This is a genomic window from Paractinoplanes hotanensis, assembly GCF_023717965.1.
GTDB lineage: Bacteria > Actinomycetota > Actinomycetes > Mycobacteriales > Micromonosporaceae > Actinoplanes > Actinoplanes polyasparticus.
This window is the reverse complement of the sequence record NZ_JAMQOL010000065.1, coordinates 26,324-47,061: the sequence shown is the minus strand read 5'-3', so window position 1 is coordinate 47,061 and position 20,738 is coordinate 26,324. Positions and strand designations below refer to the sequence as shown.

Genomic DNA, 20,738 nt, shown 5'->3' with positions numbered 1-20,738 from the left:
CCTTCGGCCCGCCGAAAGCCGGTAATGCGTGGTTTCGAGATTATTCAGAGGACGTGACTCACCGTCGGCTATTGACACGCGTGAAAGCCCGGCGTAACACTTCGGCCATTCATGGAGAGCGCTTTCCCCGGCGTCCCGACATCCCCAGGAGTCCCCGTGAACCCGGCTTACTCCCCGCCCCGCGTGTGGCGGCGCCTCGTCATCCCCCTCGTGCTCGGCCTCGCGGCCGCGTACCTGACCCTGGCCGCGCCGCACGGCGCCTACGCCGCTGACACCCTGCTCTCGCAGGGCAAGCCCACCACCGCCTCGTCCAACGAGACGGCCGACACGGTGGCCGCCAACGCCACCGACGGCAACGCCGGCACCCGCTGGTCGAGCCAGTTCGCCGACCCGCAGTGGCTGCGCGTCGACCTCGGCGCCACCGCGACCATCACCTCGGTCGTGCTGCAGTGGGAGGGCGCGTACGGCACGGCGTACCAGATCCAGGCCTCACCCGACGGCAACGCCTGGACCTCGATCTACACGAGGACGGGCGGCGCCGGCGGCACCGAGACGCTGACCGTGAACGGCAGCGGCCGGTACGTGCGGCTCTACGGCACCACCCGCAACGGCGGCTACGGCTACTCGCTGTGGGAGTTCAAGGTCTACGGCTCGACCGGCGGCACGACGCCGACCGACCCGCCGCCGACCACCCAGCCGCCCGGCGACTTCACCACGGTCTGGCAGGACACCTTCGACGGCGCTGCCGGCACGTCGCCGTCGGCGGCGAACTGGCTCATGCGTACCGGCACGTCCTATCCCGGCGGCGCCGCCAACTGGGGCACCGGCGAGGTCGAGACGGCCAGCAACAGCACGGCCAACGTGTCGCTCGACGGCGCCGGCAAGCTGTCGATCAAGGCCATCCGGGACGGCAGCGGCAACTGGACGTCGGGCCGGCTCGAGACGCAGCGGACCGATTTCGAGCCGCTCGCCGGGCAGCAGACCAAGTTCACCGCCGTGCTCAAGCAGCCGTCGGTGGCCAACGCGCTCGGCTACTGGCCCGGCTTCCGGGCCACCGGTGCGGCCTACCGCGGCAACTACAACAACTGGCCCGGGGTCGGCGAGACCGACATCATGACCGGCGTCAACGGTCGCAGCCAGCTGGCGCAGACCCTGCACTGCGGCACCGCCCCGGGCGGGCCGTGCGCGGAGTACAACGGCCGCTCGTCCGGGTTCGCGAGCTGCACCGGCTGCCAGACCGGCTACCACGAATACACCCAGATCATCGACCGCACCAAGACCGACGAGGAGATCCGCTTCTACCTCGACGGCCGGCAGACCTGGGTCGTCCGGCAGTCGCAGGTGGGCGTCACGGCGTGGCGGGCGGCCGTGCACCACGGCTTCTTCCTGCGCCTCGACCTGGCCATCGGCGGCTCGCTGCCCAACGCGATCGCCGGGCGCGCCACCCCCACCGCGGACACCACCTCGGGCGGCGTGCTCAGCGTCGACTCGGTCAGCGTGGCCCGCACGGCGACCGGCACTGTGCCGGCCGCGATGACCGACCCGGCCGCGCCGGCGGCGCCGAACGTGGTGCGGGTGACCGGCAGCCAGGGCAACTGGCAGCTGCAGGTCAACGGAGCCCCGTACCAGGTGAAGGGTTTGACCTACGGACCGCCGCAGGCCGCGGCCGACGGGTACATGCGCGACCTGAGGAACATGGGCGTCAACACGATCCGCACCTGGGGAGTGGACGACGCGAACACTCCGACGCTGCTCGACCGGTCCGCCCGGCAGGGCATCAAGGTGATCGTCGGGCACTGGCTGAACCAGGGCGCCGACTACGTCAACGACACCGCGTACAAGAACTCGGTCAAGGCCGAGATCGTGGCGCGGGTCAACAACTTGAAGAACAGCCCGGGCGTCCTGATGTGGGACGTCGGCAACGAGGTCATCCTGACCATGCAGGACCACGGTCTGCCGGCGGCCGAGGTCGAGGCGCGGCGGGTCGGGTACGCCAGGTTCGTCAACGAGGTCGCGGTGGCCATCCACGCGGCCGACCCCAACCACCCGGTGACCTCGACCGACGCTTACACCGGGGCGTGGCCCTACTACAAGCAGCACGCGCCGGCGCTCGATCTGCTGGCGGTCAACTCGTACGGGGCGATCGGCAACATCTACCCGGACTGGCAGGCCGGCGGCTATACGAAGCCGTACATCATCACCGAGGCCGGCCCGGCGGGCGAGTGGGAGGTGCCCAACGACGTCAACGGGGTGCCGACCGAGCCCACCGACCTGCAGAAGCGCGATCAGTACGCGAGCAGCTGGGCCGCGATCAACGCCCACCCGACGGTGGCGCTGGGCGCGACCGAGTTCCACTACGGGCTCGAGAACGACTTCGGCGGGGTCTGGCTCAACACGTTCACCGGTGGGTGGCGGCGGCACGGCTACTACTCGCTGAGCCGGGCCTGGACCGGGCAGACGCCGGCCAACACGCCGCCGGAGATCACGGCCATGACGGTCTCGAACCAGACCGCCGTACCGGCCGGGGGTTCCCTGACCGTCGGGGTGACCGCCGGTGACCCGCAGGGTGACCTCATCCGCTACAACCTCATGTACTCCGACAAGCACGCGGGCGGCGGCACCGGGCTGACCAACGTGACCTTCACCGACAACGGCAACGGCACGTTCACGGCCAAGGCCCCGGAACGGCTCGGGGTGTGGAAGGTCTACGTGTACGCCTTCGACGGGCACGGCAACGTCGGCATCGAGCAGAAGTCGATCCGCGTGGTCGCGCCGGCCGAGACCGGCGCCAACCTGTCGCGGGGCCGGACCACCACAGCCTCCACCTATCAGCCGACCGGCACGAACGGGCCGCAGCTGCCCTCGTACGCGACCGACGGTGACTACGGCACCCGCTGGGCCAGCGAATGGACCGGCACGGCGTGGCTGCAGGTCGACCTGGGCTCGGTGCAGTCGTTCAACCACGTGCGGCTGGCGTGGGAAGCGGCGTACGCGACCGGCTATCGGATCCAGACCTCGAACGACGGCTCCACCTGGGCCGACGTCTACGCGACAACCAGCGGGGACGGCGGCCTCGACGAGCTGAGCGTCTCGGGCACCGGTCGTTATGTCCGGATGAACGGGGTCGCCCGGGCCACCTCGTACGGGTACTCGCTGTGGGAGTTCGGCGTCTACCGCCGCTGAGCACCCTGACGAAGGGCGTCGCGGCCTCGGTCGCGGCGTCCTTCGTCGCGGTGACCCCGTACTTTCGACCCTTCTTGCGCCGTGCCCGGAGTTCTAGGGTCGTCGGCAAGGAGGTGGCGAGATGGACAAGGTGATCCACTTCGAGGTGCCGTTCGAGGACGGCGAGCGCGCCACGACGTTCTATGCCGAGGCCTTCGGCTGGCAGCTCAACTCGATGCCCGGCTATCAATATTCGCTGGCCACGACGACGCCGACCGACGAGCAGGGCCGGCCCACCGAGGGCGGCATCAACGGCGGCCTGCTGGCCCGCCAGGGGCCCATCACCGCCCCGGTCATCACGATCGGGGTCGACAGCATCGACGACGCGGTGGCCCGGATCGAGAAGCTGGGCGGCAAGGTGGCCATCGGCCGGTCCCCGGTCGGCACGATGGGCTTCAGCGCCTACTTCCACGACACCGAGGGCAATCTCATCGGCCTCTGGGAGAGCGCGTAATTCCCATCATGTGCGACGGGGAACGAGTGCGCGAATAACAAAAACATGCATCAATATCGACTCATTGACACCGATGCCGTTAAACGGTCAGAATCGCGGACGTGAAAGCTTTTCCCCGTCTGCTGCTCGTCGGTGTGCTCGGATTGGCGGGCTGCTCGGCGACGGGGAGTGACGCCGCCACCACCCCGTCCGCCGGCGCCTCGGCGGCGCCCGTCGCGGCGGCCGGCTTCGGCGGCACCGACCTGGCCTGGATCGAGATCAACATCGCGATGGACGAGCAGGTGCTGCCGCTGCTCACGCTGGTGCCCAAGCGCACCACGACGCCGGCCACGCTGGCCATGGCCGTGCAGGTCAAGGCATTCACCGAGGCCGAGCTGAGCATTCTGCGCCAGCTCCACGCGCGGGCCGGCCTGCCCGACGAGAACCCGCACGAGGGCATGCCGATGCCCGGGATGGTCACCGCCGAGCAGGTGCGCGAGGCCGCCTCGCTGGCCGGCGCGGCCTTCGACGAGACGGTCATCAAGCACATCAGGGCCCATCTGGAACAGAGCGAGAGCCTGGCCCGCAGCGAGGAGAAATCGGGGGTCGAGCCGCAGACCCGGGATTTGGCGTTGCAGATTCTGCGCACCCGCGGGGTCGCACTGTCCACAATGCCGAGCACGCCGGCCGAATAAAAGAAACGGGCGTCGTCGATAAAGGACGGCGCCCGTTCCTTCAGTGATCGGTTACGGCAGCTCGTAGTTCTGGTTGAGGGCCGCGCCCCGTTCCGGCTTGTAGAGGTCGTAGCCGCGCGGGTCGCACTGCAGGCCGCCGTTGATGCAGTGGCGGACCAGGGCGGCCAGCGTCGGCCCGTCGAAGGCGTTGAACACGTCGTAGTGGAACGAGAAGCCCCGCCCGCTGGAGAAGCGGACTCCTGCCATGTTGCCGCTGACCGGCCAGGCCATCTTGAACTCGATCATCGGGACGGCCACCGGATGCGAGGCCGGGCAGACCCCCAGCACGGGGTACGCCATGTGGCTCTTGTGATCGGGCGTGTCCAGGTGCAGCCCGTTCCAGCAGCTGGGGGCCTGGAACCGGACGTTGAGCTGGGTTCCCGGCGCGCAGTTGGCCGGGATGTCCCAGTTGAACGACAGGTCGCCGCACTCGAAGCCCTCGACCGCGCCCGGGTGGTTGCGGAAGTCGTCGAGCGTGGCCGTCGGGCTGCCGACCAGGTAGCGCAGGCCGGCCGGGAACGGCCGCACGCTGCGGTAGTCGATGACGCCCGACTTGTAGTAGATGACCTGCCGGCCCACCGGCTGCACGGCGGTGTCGCCGTTCAGCAGGGTCGGCATCCAGTAACCGGTCTTGTCACCGGGCGTGATGCACGAGGTGTTGCCGGCCTTGAGGCTGGCGTACGTCGTACCGGCGTTCGTCGTGGTGTTGCCCATGAACGTGTGCGTGTGCGAGGCGCCGGGCAGCCCGGGGAAGACGATCGGGTCGTCGTTCAGGTTGCCGCGGCTCACCGAGCAGTTCATCTGGAACTCGTGGTGGGTCGTGGGCGGGTTGGTGTCGGGCGGCGTCGCGGTCGACGGGATCACGCCGGTCACCGGCGGGTCGGCCGGCACGTAACCCGGGCCGCTCGTCGGCGGTGTCGAGGTGAGCGTTCCGTACACCTGGAACTCGTACAGCGAGTAGCCGTAGCCGGTGCCCCGCTGCGTTCCGTACATCCGCACGTAGCGACCGGAGCCGGTGACCGGCACCGTCTGGGTGCCGCCGGTGGCCGTGGTGGTGCTGTAGACGTTCGACCAGTTGTTGCCGTCGGCCGAGGTCTGGATCTGGAAGGCCTTGGCGTACGCGGCCTCCCAGGTCAGCTTGACCTGGCTGATGGTGGCCGTGCCGCCGAGGTCGACGCGGAGCCACTGCGGGTCGCTCCACGCGCTGCCCCACCGGGTGGTGAGGTTGCCGTCGACCGCCCCGGCGGCGGGGGCGCCACCGTTCTCGGTCGACGAGGCGAGCGCGGGACGGCCTTGCGAAAGCAGGGTGTCGGCAGCCTGAGCAGCGTGGACACCGGTGAGGACAGCGGTCGCGGTGAGGGCCGCGACCGCGCTCAGGGTCAGGATGCGCCGGGGGTGTAGGGGATTCACGAGGTCTCCTTCGGGGTTGGAGAGCGCTTTCCGAGTGTTACGCCGAGATGTCAAGGCCGTCAATACGTACGCGGGTTTCTGCTGGTTCCGGAACTTCGCCTCGTCACTTCGGCGGGTGCGCGGAGAGCGCTCTCCCCCTGTGCTATAAAGACGTCTATGCGAACCGAGCGGCTCCCGACCCTCGAGGACGTGGCCCGGATCGCCGGCGTGTCCCGAGCCACCGTCTCCCGGGTGATCAACGGGATCCGCAACGTCGACCCCCAGCTTCACGAGGTCGTGTGGGACGCGGTGGGCCGCACCGGCTACGTGCCCAACCGGCTGGCCCGCTCGCTGGTCACCCGCCGCACGGGCACCGTCGCGCTGGTCGTCTCCGACTCCGAGTCGCACGACGACGACCCGTTCATGAGCCGCTTCTTCGCCGATCCGTACTTCGGCCGGGTCGTGGGCGGGCTGATGAGCGTGCTGCGCGAGCGGGGCGTCCAGCTGGCGCTCCAGATCGTCGGCACCGACGACGGCCGCAAGCGGCTCGTCGGCGACCTGCGCAACGGCCAGGCCGACGGCGCGATCGTGCTGTCCCTGCCCGCGATCGACCCGCTGCCGCGCATGCTCACCGAGGGTGGCGTCCCCGCCGTGCTGATCGGCCGCCCGGCCGAACCGGTGCCGATCGACTACGTCGACCTGGCCAACGACACCGGCGCCGCGCTCGCCGCGGAACACCTGCTCGCCCGTGACTGCCAGCGGATCGGCATGATCTCGGGCCCGGCCGACGTGCCGGCCAGCAGCGACCGCGTGGCGGGCTTCCGCCGGGCTCTGGCCCGCCGCGGGCACGGCTGGGTCCCGATCGAGTCCGGCAACTTCACCCGCGACAGCGGCGAGGCAGCCATGCGCACGCTCCTGGCCGGCCACCCCCACCTCGACGGAGTGTTCGTCGCCAACGACCTGATGGCGCTGGGCGCCCTGGCCGTGCTGCGCGAGGCCGGCCGCCGCGTGCCCGAGGACGTCGCCGTGGTCGGCTTCGACGACAGCAGCGCGGCGGTGGCCGCCTCACCCGCCCTGACCACCGTCCGGCACCCCCTCGAAGACATGGCCGCCGAGGCCGCCCGCCTGCTGCTGGCCCGCATCGACGACCCGGGCATGCGGGTCTCGTCGGTCATCTACGAGCCGGTCCTGGTCGAGCGCGAGTCGGCTTGAGGCTTTCCCGGCCCGCGCGGTCCGCGTGTGTGCACATCCAGCTGTCCCGCCGGGCCGAGGACTCGGTGGCCGCCACGGTGCGGGTGCGCCTCGCCGGAAAGCTGGTCTCCTTGTCGGAACGGCCTTCGTCAACGGTGATCTTGGCGGATGATCGGTTGTGGTCGACTGCGGCTACGCGGGTCTCAGCTTTGAATCGCCTTGATTGAGTGGTGTGCCGTGGGATGGTTGTACCGGGTGAATGCTCGCCTGATCGGAGCCTTCGTGGTTCCGCTGGTGGTCTTGTGTGTGGTCGGTGTTCTCGCTTACCGCAACACCAACACGCTGGAAGACACCACCCGGCAGGTCGACCATACCTACGAGGTGCTGGACGCTCTCGACGGCATCACGCAATTGTTGAAGGACGCCGAGACGGGCCAACGTGGTTTCCTCATCACGGGCGCGGACGCTTACCTCGAGCCGTACGACAATGCCTCGTCGGCAACCGCCGGCGCGGTGGACGCGGTCGCTGCGCTCACCGCGGACAACGCGTCCCAGCAGGAGCGCATCGCAGCCCTGCGCCCGCTGATCACGGCCAAATTCGCGGAAATGCAGGAAACGATCGATCTGCGTCGCGCGAAGGGCTTCGAGGCGGCGCGAGCCGCGGTCCTGACCAACAAGGGCAAGACGGTGATGGACCAGATCAGGTCGCTGCTCGACGAGATGTCGGCGGCGGAGTCGAGCCTGCTCGCGGTGCGGGGCAAACTCACCGCGGACACCGCTTCGGGGTCGCGGACGACCATCCTGGTCGGCGTCGGTGTCGCGGCGCTTCTCGTCCTGGTACTCGCCTATTTCGTGTCGCGCAGCATCCAGCGCCCGCTGAGCGCGTTGACGGATCGCCTTCGAGAGATCGCTGACGGCGAGGGCGATCTGACCCAGCGCGTCGACGCGGCGGCACGCGACGAATTCGGGACGCTCGGCGCTGTCTTCAACCGCTTCGTGGACAAGCTCGCCGCCATCATCCGGCAGATCGGCGACCAGGCCACGTCGTTGGCCGCGGCCTCGGAACAGTTGTCCACGGGCACGCAGCAGATCGCCGGTTCCGCCGAGCACAGCTCCCGTGAGATCGGCGGCGTCGCCGGGGCCTCCACGACCATGAGCGGCGCGCTCACCACGGTCGCCGCGGGCGCCGAGGAGATGGGCGCCTCCATCCGTGAGATCGCTTCCAACGCCTCCGATGCCAGCCGGGCCGGCGCCGAGGCTGTCCGGGTGGCGCAGGAGGCGACGAGGACCGTCGCCACGCTCGGTGAATCGTCGGCCGAGATCAGCAATGTGATCAAGCTGATCACCGCGATCGCGGAACAGACCAACCTGCTGGCGCTGAACGCGACGATCGAAGCAGCCCGGGCCGGTGACGCCGGCAAGGGCTTCGCCGTGGTGGCTTCCGAGGTCAAGGACCTCGCCCAGGAGACCGCCCGCGCCACCGGGGACATCAGCCAGCGAGTCACCGATATCCAGAACAGCGCCACCGCCACCGCCGAGGCGATCACCCAGATGAGCGGAATCGTGCTGCAGGTCAACGACTACCAGACGACGATCGCTTCGGCCGTGGAGGAGCAGACGGCGACCACCGCCGAGATGGCCCGCAACATCAATGACGCGTCCAACGGCAGCCAGGAGATCTCCACCAGCGTCACCTCCGTTTCCGCCGCGGCCGTACAGACGTCGAACGCCATCGTCAACACCAGGTCCTCCGTCGCGGAGGTCGCCAAGATGAGCTCGACGCTGCATCAACTCGTCAACCAGTTCAAATACTGATCCCCTTCTGCGCACCGTGGGCCGGAAGACTGCGATTCGTTCACAGGTCGGCTGACTCCGGTTGCGGCCGGCACTGAGCGCCGGAAATGCTGTGCCCCAAGACTTCCGCGCTTTGCGCCGTCTTCGGCCGGGGATCCCGTCTGGGGCTCAGCGATCCTGGCGAACCTCGGCCGGGAAAAGTTCGGCGGGCATGTCGAGAGCGGGTGGTCGGCTCCGACTACCGGCCGACAGCAGCGATCGAGAGGGGTTCCGGCGATGAAGTACAACGTGATGATGTTCGGTGACGGCGGCGAGATGGCGGCCACGGCCGACCCGGCCTGGGTGCGCGACATGATGACCTTCATGGGCGACTTCAACGCCGAACTGGCCGAGAGCGGGGAGCTGGTCGAGGCGCGCGGGCTCGCCTTCCCGTCCACGGCCAAGACCGTCAGTTACGAGGACGGGCAGGTGGCGGTCACCGACGGGCCGTACGCGGAGACCAAGGAGTCGCTGGCCGGGTTCTGGGTCCTCGAAGTGCCGGGGGAGGAGCGGGCGGTCGAGCTGGCCGGCCGGGTCGCTTTCTGGGCGCGCAAGGTCGAGCTGCGCGAGGTGCCGGACGGTCCGCCCGACCACGCCGAGAACTGAGCTGAGCGGGCGCCGGGATGCCGGGGTGGACCGAGCGGTGAGTGAGCCGCGGGTGCTGGACGGGGTGCTGCGTGAGCTGGCGCCGCAGGTGCTGGGGGCGCTCGTACGCCGGTACGGGCAGTTCGACGCGGCCGAGGACGCGGTGCAGGAAGCGCTGCTCGCGGCCGCGTTGCAGTGGCCCCGCGAGGGCGCCCCGGCCAACCCGCGGTCGTGGCTGATCTCGGTGGCCACCCGGCGGCTGGTCGACGAGTTCCGCAGCGACAGCGCCCGGCGCCGGCGCGAAACGGCCGACGTGCTGGCCGACGCCGGGGGCGACGCACCCGACCGGGACGACACGCTGGCTCTGCTCTTTCTCTGCGCGCACCCGTCGCTCTCGCCGCCGTCGCAGCTCGCGCTCACCCTGCGGGCGGTCGGCGGTCTCACCACGGGCGAGATCGCGGCGGCGTTCCTGGTGCCGGAACCGACCATGGCTCAGCGGATCAGCCGGGCCAAGCAGACCATCCGCAGGAGCGGGGCGGACTTCCCGGCTCCGGCGCCGGGCGCGGAACGGGCCGAGCGGCTCAAGGTCGTACGGCAGGTGCTGTACCTGATCTTCAATGAGGGCTACACGGCGAGCGGCGGGCCGGAACTGCAGCGGGCCGAGCTGACCGGTGAGGCGATCCGGTTGACGCGGCTGCTGCGCGACCTCGTGCCGGGCGACCACGAGACGGCCGGGCTGCTCGCGTTGATGCTGCTCACCGACGCGCGCCGGGTGGCCCGCACGACGCCCGGGGGTGAGCTGGTGCCGCTCGACCGCCAGGACCGTTCGCTGTGGAGCAAGGAGCGGATCACCGAGGGGGTCGCGCTGGTGTCGGCCACGCTCGGCCGCGGGCCGATCGGGCCTTACCAGGTGCAGGCCGCGATCGCCGCGCTGCACGACGAGGCCGAGTCCGACGCCGGGACGGACTGGGCGCAGATCCTCGCGCTGTACGAGGTGCTCGAAACGATCTCGCCCGGGCCGGTGGTGACGCTGAACCGGGCCGTCGCCGTCGCTCGCACCCGGGGGCCGCTGGCCGGACTGGCCCTGATCGGCGAGTTGGCCGGCGACGAGCGGATGGCCGGTAACCATCGAGTGGCCGCGGTGCGGGCCCACCTGCTGGAACAGGCAGGCTACGCCGAGCAGGCGCGCGAGGCGTACCTGGCCGCGGCCAAGATGACCACCAGCGCCCCCGAACAGCGCTACCTCACCGCCCGGGCGCTATTGCAGGAATGAGCCCAGTGGCGAGAGCAGGAGTTTGCTGAGGCCGGCGGCCGTCTTGTCGAGGCCGGCGCGCTCGCGGTCGGTGGCCAGCATGTCGTGGCGTACGCCCCACAGCTTCTGCGCGTTCCGCCAGGCCACGTTGCGGGTGTATTCCACGGCCTCGCCCTGCCACCAGTCGTCGAGGCGGCCGTTCATCGTGTCGATCAGCAGCTGCCACTTCTCGAGGTAGCCGCGCCGCAGCCCGGGGATCGCCTCGGCGAAGATGTCGTTGATCTCGAGGTAGTCGTGGTGCTGGTCGCTGTCGTCGACCGGGTCGCTGCCCAGGTGGTCGAACGTGGTGACCAGCGCGAACGGCAGGTCGAAGTTGATGTGCGCGTTGACCCCGGCGCAGGCCGACGGCAACGGACGGCAGTCCGGTCCCGGGACGCGCTGGAACAGGCAGGCCCACACCTCGGGGCAGCGCGGGCTCGTCCCGGCGCCGGCCCAGGCCCGCAGCGCGTCGAAGTAGCGGGCCGCGAACTCCACGTCCAGGCGGGACAGGAAGGCCGGATCCTTGAACTTGCCGGCGTACAACCGCTCCAGCACACCCTCGGTGATCGTCAGGTAGAGCTGGTTGAAGTCGCACAACGGATTTTCCCGCCGCAGCGGTGGCACGTGACCCAGGACGTCCTGCAGGGCCTTGAGCTGCTCGACCACGGCGGGGACGTCGTCGGGGTGGCCTTGCAGAAGATCGGTCATCTCCCGCTGCACAGGTCCCCAGACCGACTGGCTCATCGGTTCTCCTCCACGAACATCGGCGGAGGGCCCCTAGCACCACCCGGCGGCGGTGGCCGCCGGGTGGTGCTCCCCCGTGGCCAAAGACTTCCAAAGCCCGCGTACGCAGGGATCGGTAGATCTACGTATTCGTGGCGCGCGGAAGGCCGGAAGATAACGAAAAGGTCACGCCGCGGTCAGGAAGACCCGGCTCGCCTGCACCCTCGTGCGTACCTGGAGCTTGTCGAAGATGTGCCCGACGTGGACACCGACCGTGCGCTCGCTGATGAACAACCGCTCGCCGATCTCGCGGTTGGTCAGCCCCTCCGCCAGCGCCGACAGCACCTCGCGCTCGCGGGTGGTGAGCGCGCTCAGCTCGTCCTTGGTGTCCGTCTCGATCATCGGCACGGTGGGGACGTCGTCGGCCAGCGCCACCTTGTAACGCTGAGCGACCCCGACGATCTCGGCCGCGAACGGGCGCGCTCCCATCGCGATCGCCGTGGCGTACGCCTCCCGCAGCGCCCCGATCGCCGCCGCCTTCCGCGTGCGGCGCTGCAGGGCCGCCTCGGCCTGCCGCAACCGCGAATACGCCGCCGGGTACGGCTGCCGCCGCTTGTCCCAGGTGGCGGCGGCCCTGGCCCACGGCGCCGGGTCCTGCCGGCCCTCGATGCGGCTCAGCTCGGCGGCGCACAGGTCGAGGTAGCCGTCGATCACCCCGCGTACGGGCAGGGCCGCGTTGCCGACCCCGGCCGCCATCCGCTCGGCCGCCACCTTGAGCCGGCGCAGCGCCCCGGCGTCGACCGGCTGGCCGGCCGCGAACGCCTCAGCCTCGGCCCGCAGGCCGTGCCAGGCCAGCACGCCGATGAGCACCAGGTCGTCGGAGCGGGTCTCGGTGAGCCCGCGCTGCACCGCCGCCCGCGCGGTCGGGTGCTCGCCCTGCCACATGGCCAGGCCGGCCCGCAACGTGAGCATCGGCAGCACGTGCCGCGCACCGCCGCCGGCCAGCAGCGTGGCCACGGCGTCGAGGTCGCGGTGGGCCGCGTCGATGTCGCCGAAGCCGACCCAGAGCCGGCAGCGGGCCAGCAGCAGTTCGACCGCGTCGGCGCCGGACGGCCGGTGCCGCATGGCGTCGGCCAGCACCGCGTCGGCCTCGCTCCACTGCCCGACCCGGAACAGGCCGTTGGCGGCGATGGCGAGCAGCCGGGTCTGGTAGGTGCGGCCCGCGCCCAGCGTGGCCAGCCTCTCGGCGCCGCGGCGGGCCACGAGCACGCCCTCTTCGATGTTGTTGAGCGGGCCGGTCAGCAGCTCGGCCAGGTGCAGATAGGCGACGCCCAGCTCGTCGGGGTGCCCGCTGCGCTCGGCGATGTCGACGGCGTTGCGGATCACGGCCAGCCCGGCGTCGGGGTCCTCGCGGAACGCGGCGCTGAAGCCGAGCGCGGCACTGGCCCGTACGAGATCGGCCGTTGATCCATTGACCTCGGCCATCTCGAGCGCGTCGACGGCGCGGGCGTTGGCATCGGCGTAACGACCCAGATGCAGCAGCAGTTCGGCCAGGTAGGCCGCGGCCGAGGCCCGCTGGCTGGGGGAGCAGTCGGAAGCCTCGAGAGCACGCTCGTATTCCGACTCGGCGGTGGCCGTGCGCCCGGCGGCGGCCAGATAGCGCGCCCGCCGCAGGTGCAGATCGCACTGGCTGGGCGCGTCGGGCCGGCGGGACAGGTCGTCGAGGCGGGAAAGGGCCCGCAGGTGCTCGCCGCACTGGTGAGCCGACTCGGCCGCGTGGGCCAGCAGCTCGGTGCGCTCGGGGGCGTCGTCGGTGGTCAGCTCGAGCGCCGACGACCAGTAGCGGTGAGCCTCGGTGAAGCCGTACAGCTTCTCGGCCGACCGGGCCGAGGCGATCACCGAGGGCAGCGCGCGGCCCGGCTCGCCGGCCTTCTGCCAGTGATGGGCCAGGCGGGCGTGGTCGGGCGCGCCGCCCGGCTCCGCCAGCGCCTCGGCGAAGCGCCGGTGCAGAACCGTGGCCTCGGCCGGCAGCACCTCGCCGGCCAGCACCTCGGCCACCAGGCGGTGGCGCAGCCGGTAGCCGTCGTCGGCGCTGGCCACGAACCGGTGCGCGACCGCGGCCCGGACCGCCTCGATCAGCTCGGCCTCGGGCAGCGGCACGACCCGGGCCAGCACGTCGTGGCCGACCGGCTCGACACCGGCCGCGATCGCGTGGACCACCGAGTGGGCGTTCGGCGGCAGCTCGTCGACCCGGGACAGGAAGATCTCGCGCAGCGTGTCGGACAGCTCGACCCGGCCGTCACGCAGGTCGCGGGCCAGTTCCTCGGCCACGAAGGGGTTGCCGCCGCTGCGCTTGTAGACCCGGTCGGCGTCCTCGCTCTCGACCTGGCCGCCGGTGATCGCGGTGACCAGCTCGACGGTCTGGTCACGGTCGAGCGGGGCGAGCTCGACCACCCGGACGGACCGCAGGCGCCGCAGCTCGGCCAGCACCTTGCGCAGCGGGTGGGCGCCCTGCAGCGCCTCGGCCCGGATCGCCGCCAGCACGGCTATCTTGACGTCGCCCAAACCGGCCAGCAGATAGAGCAGCAGCTGGCGGGTGCTGCGGTCGGCCCACTGCAGGTCGTCGAGCACGAGCAGCAGACGGCGCTCGCCGGCCACCTCGCGCAGGTCATGCGAGACCCGGTCGAGCAGGGCGCCCGCGGAACCGGCGGGCTGAACACTGTGGTCGAACTGCCGCAAGGCCTGGAGAACGGGATGCAACGGCGAGGCGTCGCCGATGTCGAGGCAGGTGCCGGACAGCACGGCGAAACCCGCGTCACGCATGGACAGGATGGTCTCGCGGAGCAGTCGGCTCTTGCCCACTCCGCTCTCCCCGGTGACGAACACCGCGGAGGTGCCACCCGATCCCGCGTTGCGCAGGTCGGACCTGATCTGAGCCAACGTGTCGGTGCGTCCGACAAGTGGCCCGTCGTCCCCCTCGCCGGCCATGAAGGTCACCCTAATGCCCAGCGACCGGACGCGTTCTCGGCGGTTCGGTCGGTTCTCGGTCACATGAGTGACCGGACCACGACAAGGTCCACTCACTGTCGGAGATACGTCGTTCTGCAGATCCGCTACGCGACTGCGGCTGGCACCGTACTCCCGGGGCAAGCAGTGACTTGGGGGAGCGTGAAGACATGACCGCAATCGCTATGGCGGAGCAGGAGCGGCGTCAGACCGTCACCGTCCTCTTCATCGACATCGTGGGCTTCACCTCACTGGTCGACGATCTGGACTGCGCGGATGTCCGTGCGTTGCAGCGCGACTACTTCGGCATCGTGTCCGACGTGGTCCGCGCGGGCGGCGGAGTGGTGGAGAAGTACGTCGGGGACGCGGTGATGGCGGTGTTCGGCACCGGCCCGGGCGGCTTCGGCGCGGAGGCCGCCGCTGCGGCGGTGCGGGTGGGCCTGTCGGTCCAGGAGGCGTTGAGGGGGCGCCTCCTGGCCGGCCGGTTCGCCGTCCGGACCCGGGTCGGGCTCGCGACCGGCGACGTCATCGTCGACCTGGACGCGACGCGCGACTTCGGGCACGGCATGATCAGCGGCAGCGTGGTGGTCACGGCCGCGCGCCTGCAGGCGTACGCGCCGCACGACACCGTGGTGGTCTGCGCCGGGACGCGGGCGATCACCGACCAGCTGGTCGCGTATCAGGAGCTTCCGCCCGTACGGGTGTCGGGCAAGCCGCGGCCGCTCGACCTCTGGCGAGCGCTGGCCCCGCAGTACGCCCGCACGGCGACGCGCCACCTGTGGGCGGTGCCGGCCGCGGCGTGACGCGTGTTGTAGGTCACCTACCGTTTCTTTTGTCCGAATTATCTGTTCACAGGTGGGCCCTCCCGGCTCGGTTGACCAGAAGTGTCGGGGGGCCCCGGTAGGCTCGCCGCGAATTGACCACCACCTTGGGCTGATCGGGAGTGCCACCTCGTGACCGCGGAGATCCTGTACGGGGCTGATGACCTCACGCACCTGGAGGGGCTGGACGCCGTCCGGAAACGCCCGGGCATGTACATCGGCTCCACCGACAGCCGGGGCATCAACCACCTCGCCAACGAGATCATCGACAACTGCACCGACGAGGGCGTCGGCGGCCACGCCACCAAGGTGGCCGTCATCCTGCACGCCGACGGCTCGCTGCAGGTCGACGACGACGGGCGCGGCATCCCGACCGCCATCAACACCAAGTCCGGCCTCAACGGCGTCGAGCTCGTGCTCACCCGCCTGCACGCCGGCGGCAAGTTCGGCGGCTCCGGCTACAAGACCTCCGGCGGCCTGCACGGCGTCGGCGCCTCCGCGGTCAACGCGCTCTCCCTGCGCTTCGACGTCACCGTCAAGCGCGAGGGCAAGGTCCACGAGATCTCGTTCCAGCGCGGCGTGCCCGGCTCCTTCGACGGTCCCGGCCCGCAGGCCCGTTTTCATCCCGAGTCCGGGCTGCGCGTCGTCCGCAAGATGAAACGCGGCGAGCCCACCGGCACGTCCATCCGCTACTGGTACGACGCGCGGTACTTCGAGACGGGCGCCCGGCTCGACGTCGACGCCGTCCGAGCCAAGCTGCGCAACACGGCGTTCCTCGTCCCCGGCGTGATGTACACGCTGCGCGACGAGACGGCCGAGGAGACGACGAACGAGACCTTCCACTTCCCGCACGGGCTCACCGACATGGTCGAGTTCCTGACCCACGCGGGCGACAAGCCGGTCTCCGGCCTGCTGCAGGTCAACGGCGAGGGGACGTACAAGGAAAACGCGGCCGACGCCAACGGCGTGATGCAGTCCAACGTCGAGCGCCGGGCCGAGGTCGAGATCGCCTTCCGGTGGGGCACCGGCTACGAGCGCACGATCGAGTGCTTCACCAACACGATCCGCAACACGCACGGCGGCACCCACCGCAAGGGCTTCGAGCGAGCCCTCGTACGAGCGCTGACCGAGGCCATCCGCAACACGCGCGGCCTGCTCAAGCCCAAGGAAGACCCGCCCGTCCTCGACGACCTGCTCGAGGGCATGACCGCGGTCATCCACGTGCGCATCCCCGAGCCGCAGTTCACCTCCCAGACCAAGGACGAGCTGTCCACGGCCGGCATCACCCGCGTGCTCCAGGGCCTGGTCGAGGCGCACATCAAGGAGTGGATCGACGGCCGCAGGACCAAGGCCGAGGCCCGCACCGTCCTGCAGAAGGTGGTCGACGCCGCCCGCGTCCGCCTCACCCAGAAGCAGCAGAAGGACGCGGCCCGCCGCAAGACCGCCCTCGAGGGCGCCTCGATGCCGCCCAAGCTGGTCGACTGCCGCGCCACCGGCATCGCCCAGTCCGAGCTGTTCATCGTGGAGGGCGACTCGGCGCTCGGCTGCTTCACCGGCGACACGCTGGTGGCGTTGGCCTCCGGTGCGCCGCGCAGCTTCGCCGATCTCGCCACCGACTGGCAGCGCGGCGTCACCCACTTCGGCTATACGACAAACAAGGCCGGCCGGGTCGTGGTGGTACCGCTGGTCGAACCGCGGCTCACCAAGCGTGATGCCCCTCTGGTGCGGGTCACGCTGGACAATGGCGAATCGGTCCGGTGCACTCCCGACCACCAGTTCCGCTTGCGTGACGGTTCCTACCGCCGGGCCGACCACCTCGCCCCCGGCGACTCGCTGATGCCTCTGTACCGGTCGGTGTCGGCGACGTCGGCCGGCGACAACCTCAACGGCTACGAGAAGGTGTGGATGAACGACCGTGAGGAGTGGGTCTACACCCACTACGTCGCGGACGGCCACAACCTGCGGAACGGCACCGACAACATCACGAACGGCAAGGTCCGGCACCACATCGATTGCGACAAGCGCAACAACGACCCGCGCAACCTGCGGCCTATGACCCACGAGGCGCACATCGCGCTGCACGCGGCGATGATGGCGGACAACCGCGACCTGCGTGAGGCCGCGGCTCCGGTAAATCACACGGTCACGACCGTGGATCGGCTGTCCGAGACTGCGGACGTGTACGACCTGACCGTGGACGGCTACCACAACTTCGCACTCGAGGCGGGTGTGTTCGTCCACAACAGCGCCCGGATGGCCCGCTCGTCGGAGTACCAGGCGCTGCTGCCCATCCGTGGCAAGATCCTCAACGTTCAGAAGGCCACTCTCCAGCAGGTGCTCGACAACGCGGAGTGCTCCGCCATCGTGCAGGTGCTCGGCGCGGGTTCCGGCCGCACGTTCGACCTGCCCGCGCTGCGCTACGGCCGCGTCATGATCATGGCGGACGCCGACGTCGACGGATCGCACATCCGGACGCTGCTCATCACGCTGTTCGCCAAGTACATGCGTCCGGTCATCGAGGCTGGCCGCCTGTTCGCGGCGATGCCTCCTCTGCACAAGGTCGTGACCAAGGGCCGCAACTCGGAGACCATCTTCACCTACACCCAGCAAGAGATGGAAAGCACCGTCGCGCGCCTGGAACGGGAAGGCAAGTCCGTCGTGAAACCGGTACCGCGGTTCAAGGGTCTGGGCGAGATGGACGCCGAGGAGCTGTGGGACACGACCATGAACCCGGCCACCCGTACGGTCCGACGGATCACGCTCGACGACGTCGAGCGCGCCGAGGGCGTGCTCGAGCTGCTGATGGGCGAACGTGTGGAACCGCGCCGGAACTGGCTCATCGAGTCGTCCGGCCGGATCGACGAAGAGGCCATCGACGCCTGACCGGCGTACCGAAAGGAAAAGGAACATGGCACGCCGGAAGAACGACATCAAACGGACCGACCTGGCCGCCTTCGACCGGGCTGGAGCGCGAATTCTCGACAATCCGTTGGTCACCGAGGTCGAGGACTCCTACCTGGAGTACGCCTACTCGGTCATTCACTCCCGCGCCCTGCCGGACGCCAGGGACGGTCTGAAGCCTGTGCACCGGCGCATCCTCTGGTCGATGTACGAGCAGAACCACCGGCCGGACCGCCCTTACGTGAAGTCGGCCCGCGTCGTCGGTGACTGCATGGGCCGCTACCACCCGCACGGTGATACGGCCATCTACGACGCGATGGTCCGGCTCGCCCAGGATTTCTCGCTCAACGTCCCGCTCATCGACGGGCACGGGAATTTTGGATCTTTAGACGATGGACCGGCAGCGAGCAGGTACACCGAGGCTCGTATGTCCCGTGAGGCTATGTTGCTGGTCGGCGAGCTGGGCGAAGGAACGGTTGATTTCAAGTCCAACTACGACGGCAGTGACCTCGAGCCCAAGGTGTTGCCTGCGGCTTTCCCGAATCTGCTGGTCAACGGCACGTCGGGGATCGCGGTCGGCATGGCGACCAACATGATCCCGCACAACCTCGGCGAGGTGGTGGCGGCGGCTCGGCATCTGATCACGAATCCCGAGGCTGACCTCGACGCCTTGATGCGGTTCGTTCCTGGGCCCGACCTGCCGACGGGTGGGCAGTTGCTCGGGCTGGACGAAGTACGGCGCGCCTACGAGACGGGTCGCGGCGTGGTGCGCATGCGGGCCCGGGCGCAGACCGGGTTGCTCGAGGGTGGGCGCGGGCGGCAGGCGATCACGGTCACCGAACTTCCGTATGGCATCGGTACCGAGAAGATCATCGAGGCGATCACCGACGAGGTGAAGGGCAAGCTGATCGTTTCGGGGCCCAAGCGCGGCCAGCGACAGGCGGCCCGGCTGGTGGGTATCGCCGATGTGAAGGACCTCACCGACCGCGAGCACGGCACCCGCTTGGTCATCGAGTGCAAGGTCGGCGTCAATCCGCAGGCACTGCTGGCCGACCTCTACCGGCTGACCCCGTTGGAGACGTCGTTCGGCATCAACAACCTGGTGCTGGTCGACGGTCAGCCGCAGACTCTAGGGCTCAAAGCTCTGCTCGAGGTATTTATCAAGCACCGCTACGAGGTCGTCACCCGGCGCACAGAATTCCGCCGCACCAAGCGGCAGGACCGGCTGCACCTGGTCGACGGCCTGCTCATCGCGCTGATCGACATCGACCGAGTGGTCGCGATCATCCGGGGCAGCGACGACGCGGCGTCGGCCAAGGCCGCGCTCATGAGTGAGTTCAGCCTCAGCGACATCCAGGCCACCTACATTCTCGACACGCCGTTGCGGCGGCTCACCCGCTTCGACCGCATCGAGCTCGAGACCGAGCAGGAGCGGCTGCGGAACGAGATCGCGGAGCTCAGCCACATTCTCGACAACTTCGACGTGCTTCAGCAGCTGGTCTCCGACGAGCTGGCCGCGGTGGCGTCCGAGTTCGGCGGGCCGCGGCGCACCACGCTGATCGACGGCGACCTGAAAGAGGTGCTGGCCGCGTCCGCGCCGGCCGGGCCGCTCGAGGTGGCCGACGACCCGTGTCAGGTCATCCTCTCGGCGACCGGGCTCATCGCCCGGACGGCGGCCGAGAGCGAGGAGGCCACCGAGGCCCGGCGCCGGTCCGGGCGGGTCAAGCACGATGCCGTACGGGCCGTGGTGCACTCGACCGCGCGGGGTCGCATTCTGCTGGTCACCAACCGGGGCCGCGCCTTCAAGACCGATGTGCTCCCGCTGCCGGTGCTGCCCGAGCAGTCGGGCACGGTGTCGATCCGCGGCGGCATGTCCGCGTCCGAGCTGATCCCGCTGGAGAAGGGCGAGAAGGTGGTCGGTCTGGCCCCGCTGGGCGCGGCCGGCTCGCCGGGCCTCGCGATGGGCACCCGGCAGGGCGTGATCAAGGTGTGCGCCCCCGAGTGGCCGGTGCGTTCCGACGAGTTCGAGGTGATCACGCTCAAGGAGGGCGACGAGGTTCTGCAGGCCACGTGGCTGACCGACGGGTCCGAGGCGCTGGTCTTCGTGACCTCCGACGCGGCGTTGCTCCGTTTCCCCGCCAAGAACGTGCGGCCGCAGGGCCTCAAGGGCGGCGGCATGGCCGGCGTCAACCTGTCGGCCGGGGCCGAGGCGATCTCGTTCAACGCGGTCGCCACGGCCGACCACGACCACGGCGAGCCGATGGTGGTGACCTCGACCGGCACCCAGGTCAAGGTCAGCCCGTTCGCGTCCTACCCGGCCAAGGGCCGGGCGACCGGCGGCGTCCGCGTCCAGCGGTTCCTCAAGGGCGAGACGCGGCTGACGGTGGCCTGGGTCGGTCCGCGGCCGGTCGGTTCCAGCAACACCGGTGACCCGATCGACCTGCCCGACCCGGACGCCCGCCGCGACGGCTCGGGCGAGGCCGTCCTGATGGGTCCGCAGATCGTCGGCCACCTCATCGAACGCGGCTGAGATGCCGGCCTGCGCGCGGTTCGTCACCGTGCGCAGGCCGGCGCCGGGCGCGCTCAGCTCGGTGTGACCGCTGCCGTCG

Annotated in this window: 13 protein-coding genes; 10 read left to right on the top strand and 3 right to left on the bottom strand. The window is 70.0% G+C overall.

Annotation, left to right across the window (positions count from 1 at the left end; genetic code table 11):
* Nucleotides 1-156 precede the first annotated feature (156 nt).
* From LXN57_RS40025 to LXN57_RS40015, 3 genes are all read left to right on the top strand, one after another.
* The gene (locus LXN57_RS40025) at nucleotides 157-3,183 is read left to right on the top strand and encodes a discoidin domain-containing protein (protein ID WP_251803504.1); all 3,027 of its coding nucleotides are present in this window, start codon (nucleotides 157-159) and stop codon (nucleotides 3,181-3,183) included.
* A gap of 121 nt (nucleotides 3,184-3,304) precedes the next feature.
* Nucleotides 3,305-3,676 (top strand): VOC family protein, encoded by a 372-nt coding sequence (locus LXN57_RS40020; RefSeq protein WP_251803502.1) that lies wholly within the window; start codon nucleotides 3,305-3,307, stop codon nucleotides 3,674-3,676.
* A gap of 101 nt (nucleotides 3,677-3,777) precedes the next feature.
* The gene (locus tag LXN57_RS40015; RefSeq protein WP_251803500.1) at nucleotides 3,778-4,350 is read left to right on the top strand and encodes a DUF305 domain-containing protein; all 573 of its coding nucleotides are present in this window, start codon (nucleotides 3,778-3,780) and stop codon (nucleotides 4,348-4,350) included.
* 51 nt (nucleotides 4,351-4,401) lie between these two features.
* On the opposite strand, the gene LXN57_RS40010 is transcribed toward LXN57_RS40015, so the two are convergent.
* Nucleotides 4,402-5,799, bottom strand: a complete 1,398-nt coding sequence (locus tag LXN57_RS40010) for a DUF1996 domain-containing protein (protein ID WP_438872969.1) — start codon at nucleotides 5,797-5,799, stop codon at nucleotides 4,402-4,404.
* A gap of 156 nt (nucleotides 5,800-5,955) precedes the next feature.
* Between LXN57_RS40010 and LXN57_RS40005 the strand changes: the two genes are divergently transcribed.
* From LXN57_RS40005 to LXN57_RS39990, 4 genes are all read left to right on the top strand, one after another.
* Nucleotides 5,956-6,990 (top strand): LacI family DNA-binding transcriptional regulator, encoded by a 1,035-nt coding sequence (locus LXN57_RS40005; protein WP_251803498.1) that lies wholly within the window; start codon nucleotides 5,956-5,958, stop codon nucleotides 6,988-6,990.
* 234 nt (nucleotides 6,991-7,224) lie between these two features.
* Nucleotides 7,225-8,784, top strand: a complete 1,560-nt coding sequence (locus LXN57_RS40000) for a methyl-accepting chemotaxis protein (protein WP_251803496.1) — start codon at nucleotides 7,225-7,227, stop codon at nucleotides 8,782-8,784.
* Between the two features lie 255 nt (nucleotides 8,785-9,039).
* Entirely contained in the window at nucleotides 9,040-9,408 is a 369-nt protein-coding gene (locus tag LXN57_RS39995; protein ID WP_251803494.1) for a YciI family protein, read from the top strand.
* A 37-nt stretch (nucleotides 9,409-9,445) separates the two neighbouring features.
* Nucleotides 9,446-10,660 carry an RNA polymerase sigma factor gene (locus LXN57_RS39990; protein WP_251803492.1) on the top strand — a complete coding sequence of 405 codons (1,215 nt, stop codon included), beginning with the start codon at nucleotides 9,446-9,448 and terminating at the stop codon, nucleotides 10,658-10,660.
* Here the strand turns inward: LXN57_RS39990 and LXN57_RS39985 are convergent.
* Complete coding sequence (locus LXN57_RS39985) at nucleotides 10,646-11,422, bottom strand: DUF5995 family protein (RefSeq protein WP_251803490.1); 777 nt, start codon at nucleotides 11,420-11,422, stop codon at nucleotides 10,646-10,648. The genes LXN57_RS39990 and LXN57_RS39985 overlap by 15 nt on opposite strands.
* A 165-nt stretch (nucleotides 11,423-11,587) precedes the next feature.
* Nucleotides 11,588-14,389, bottom strand: coding sequence for an ATP-binding protein (locus tag LXN57_RS39980; protein ID WP_251803488.1), 2,802 nt, complete (start codon nucleotides 14,387-14,389; stop codon nucleotides 11,588-11,590).
* Nucleotides 14,390-14,577: 188 nt separating this feature from the next.
* Here LXN57_RS39980 and LXN57_RS39975 point away from each other — a divergent pair, with 188 nt between their 5' ends.
* The 3 genes from LXN57_RS39975 to LXN57_RS39965 all read left to right on the top strand — a co-directional run bounded on the left by LXN57_RS39975 (nucleotide 14,578) and on the right by LXN57_RS39965 (nucleotide 20,659).
* Nucleotides 14,578-15,210 (top strand): adenylate/guanylate cyclase domain-containing protein, encoded by a 633-nt coding sequence (locus tag LXN57_RS39975; RefSeq protein ID WP_251803486.1) that lies wholly within the window; start codon nucleotides 14,578-14,580, stop codon nucleotides 15,208-15,210.
* Between the two features lie 150 nt (nucleotides 15,211-15,360).
* Complete coding sequence (locus tag LXN57_RS39970) at nucleotides 15,361-18,111, top strand: ATP-binding protein (protein ID WP_251803485.1); 2,751 nt, start codon at nucleotides 15,361-15,363, stop codon at nucleotides 18,109-18,111.
* Between the two features lie 25 nt (nucleotides 18,112-18,136).
* Nucleotides 18,137-20,659 carry a DNA gyrase/topoisomerase IV subunit A gene (locus LXN57_RS39965; protein WP_251803483.1) on the top strand — a complete coding sequence of 841 codons (2,523 nt, stop codon included), beginning with the start codon at nucleotides 18,137-18,139 and terminating at the stop codon, nucleotides 20,657-20,659.
* Nucleotides 20,660-20,738 lie beyond the last annotated feature (79 nt).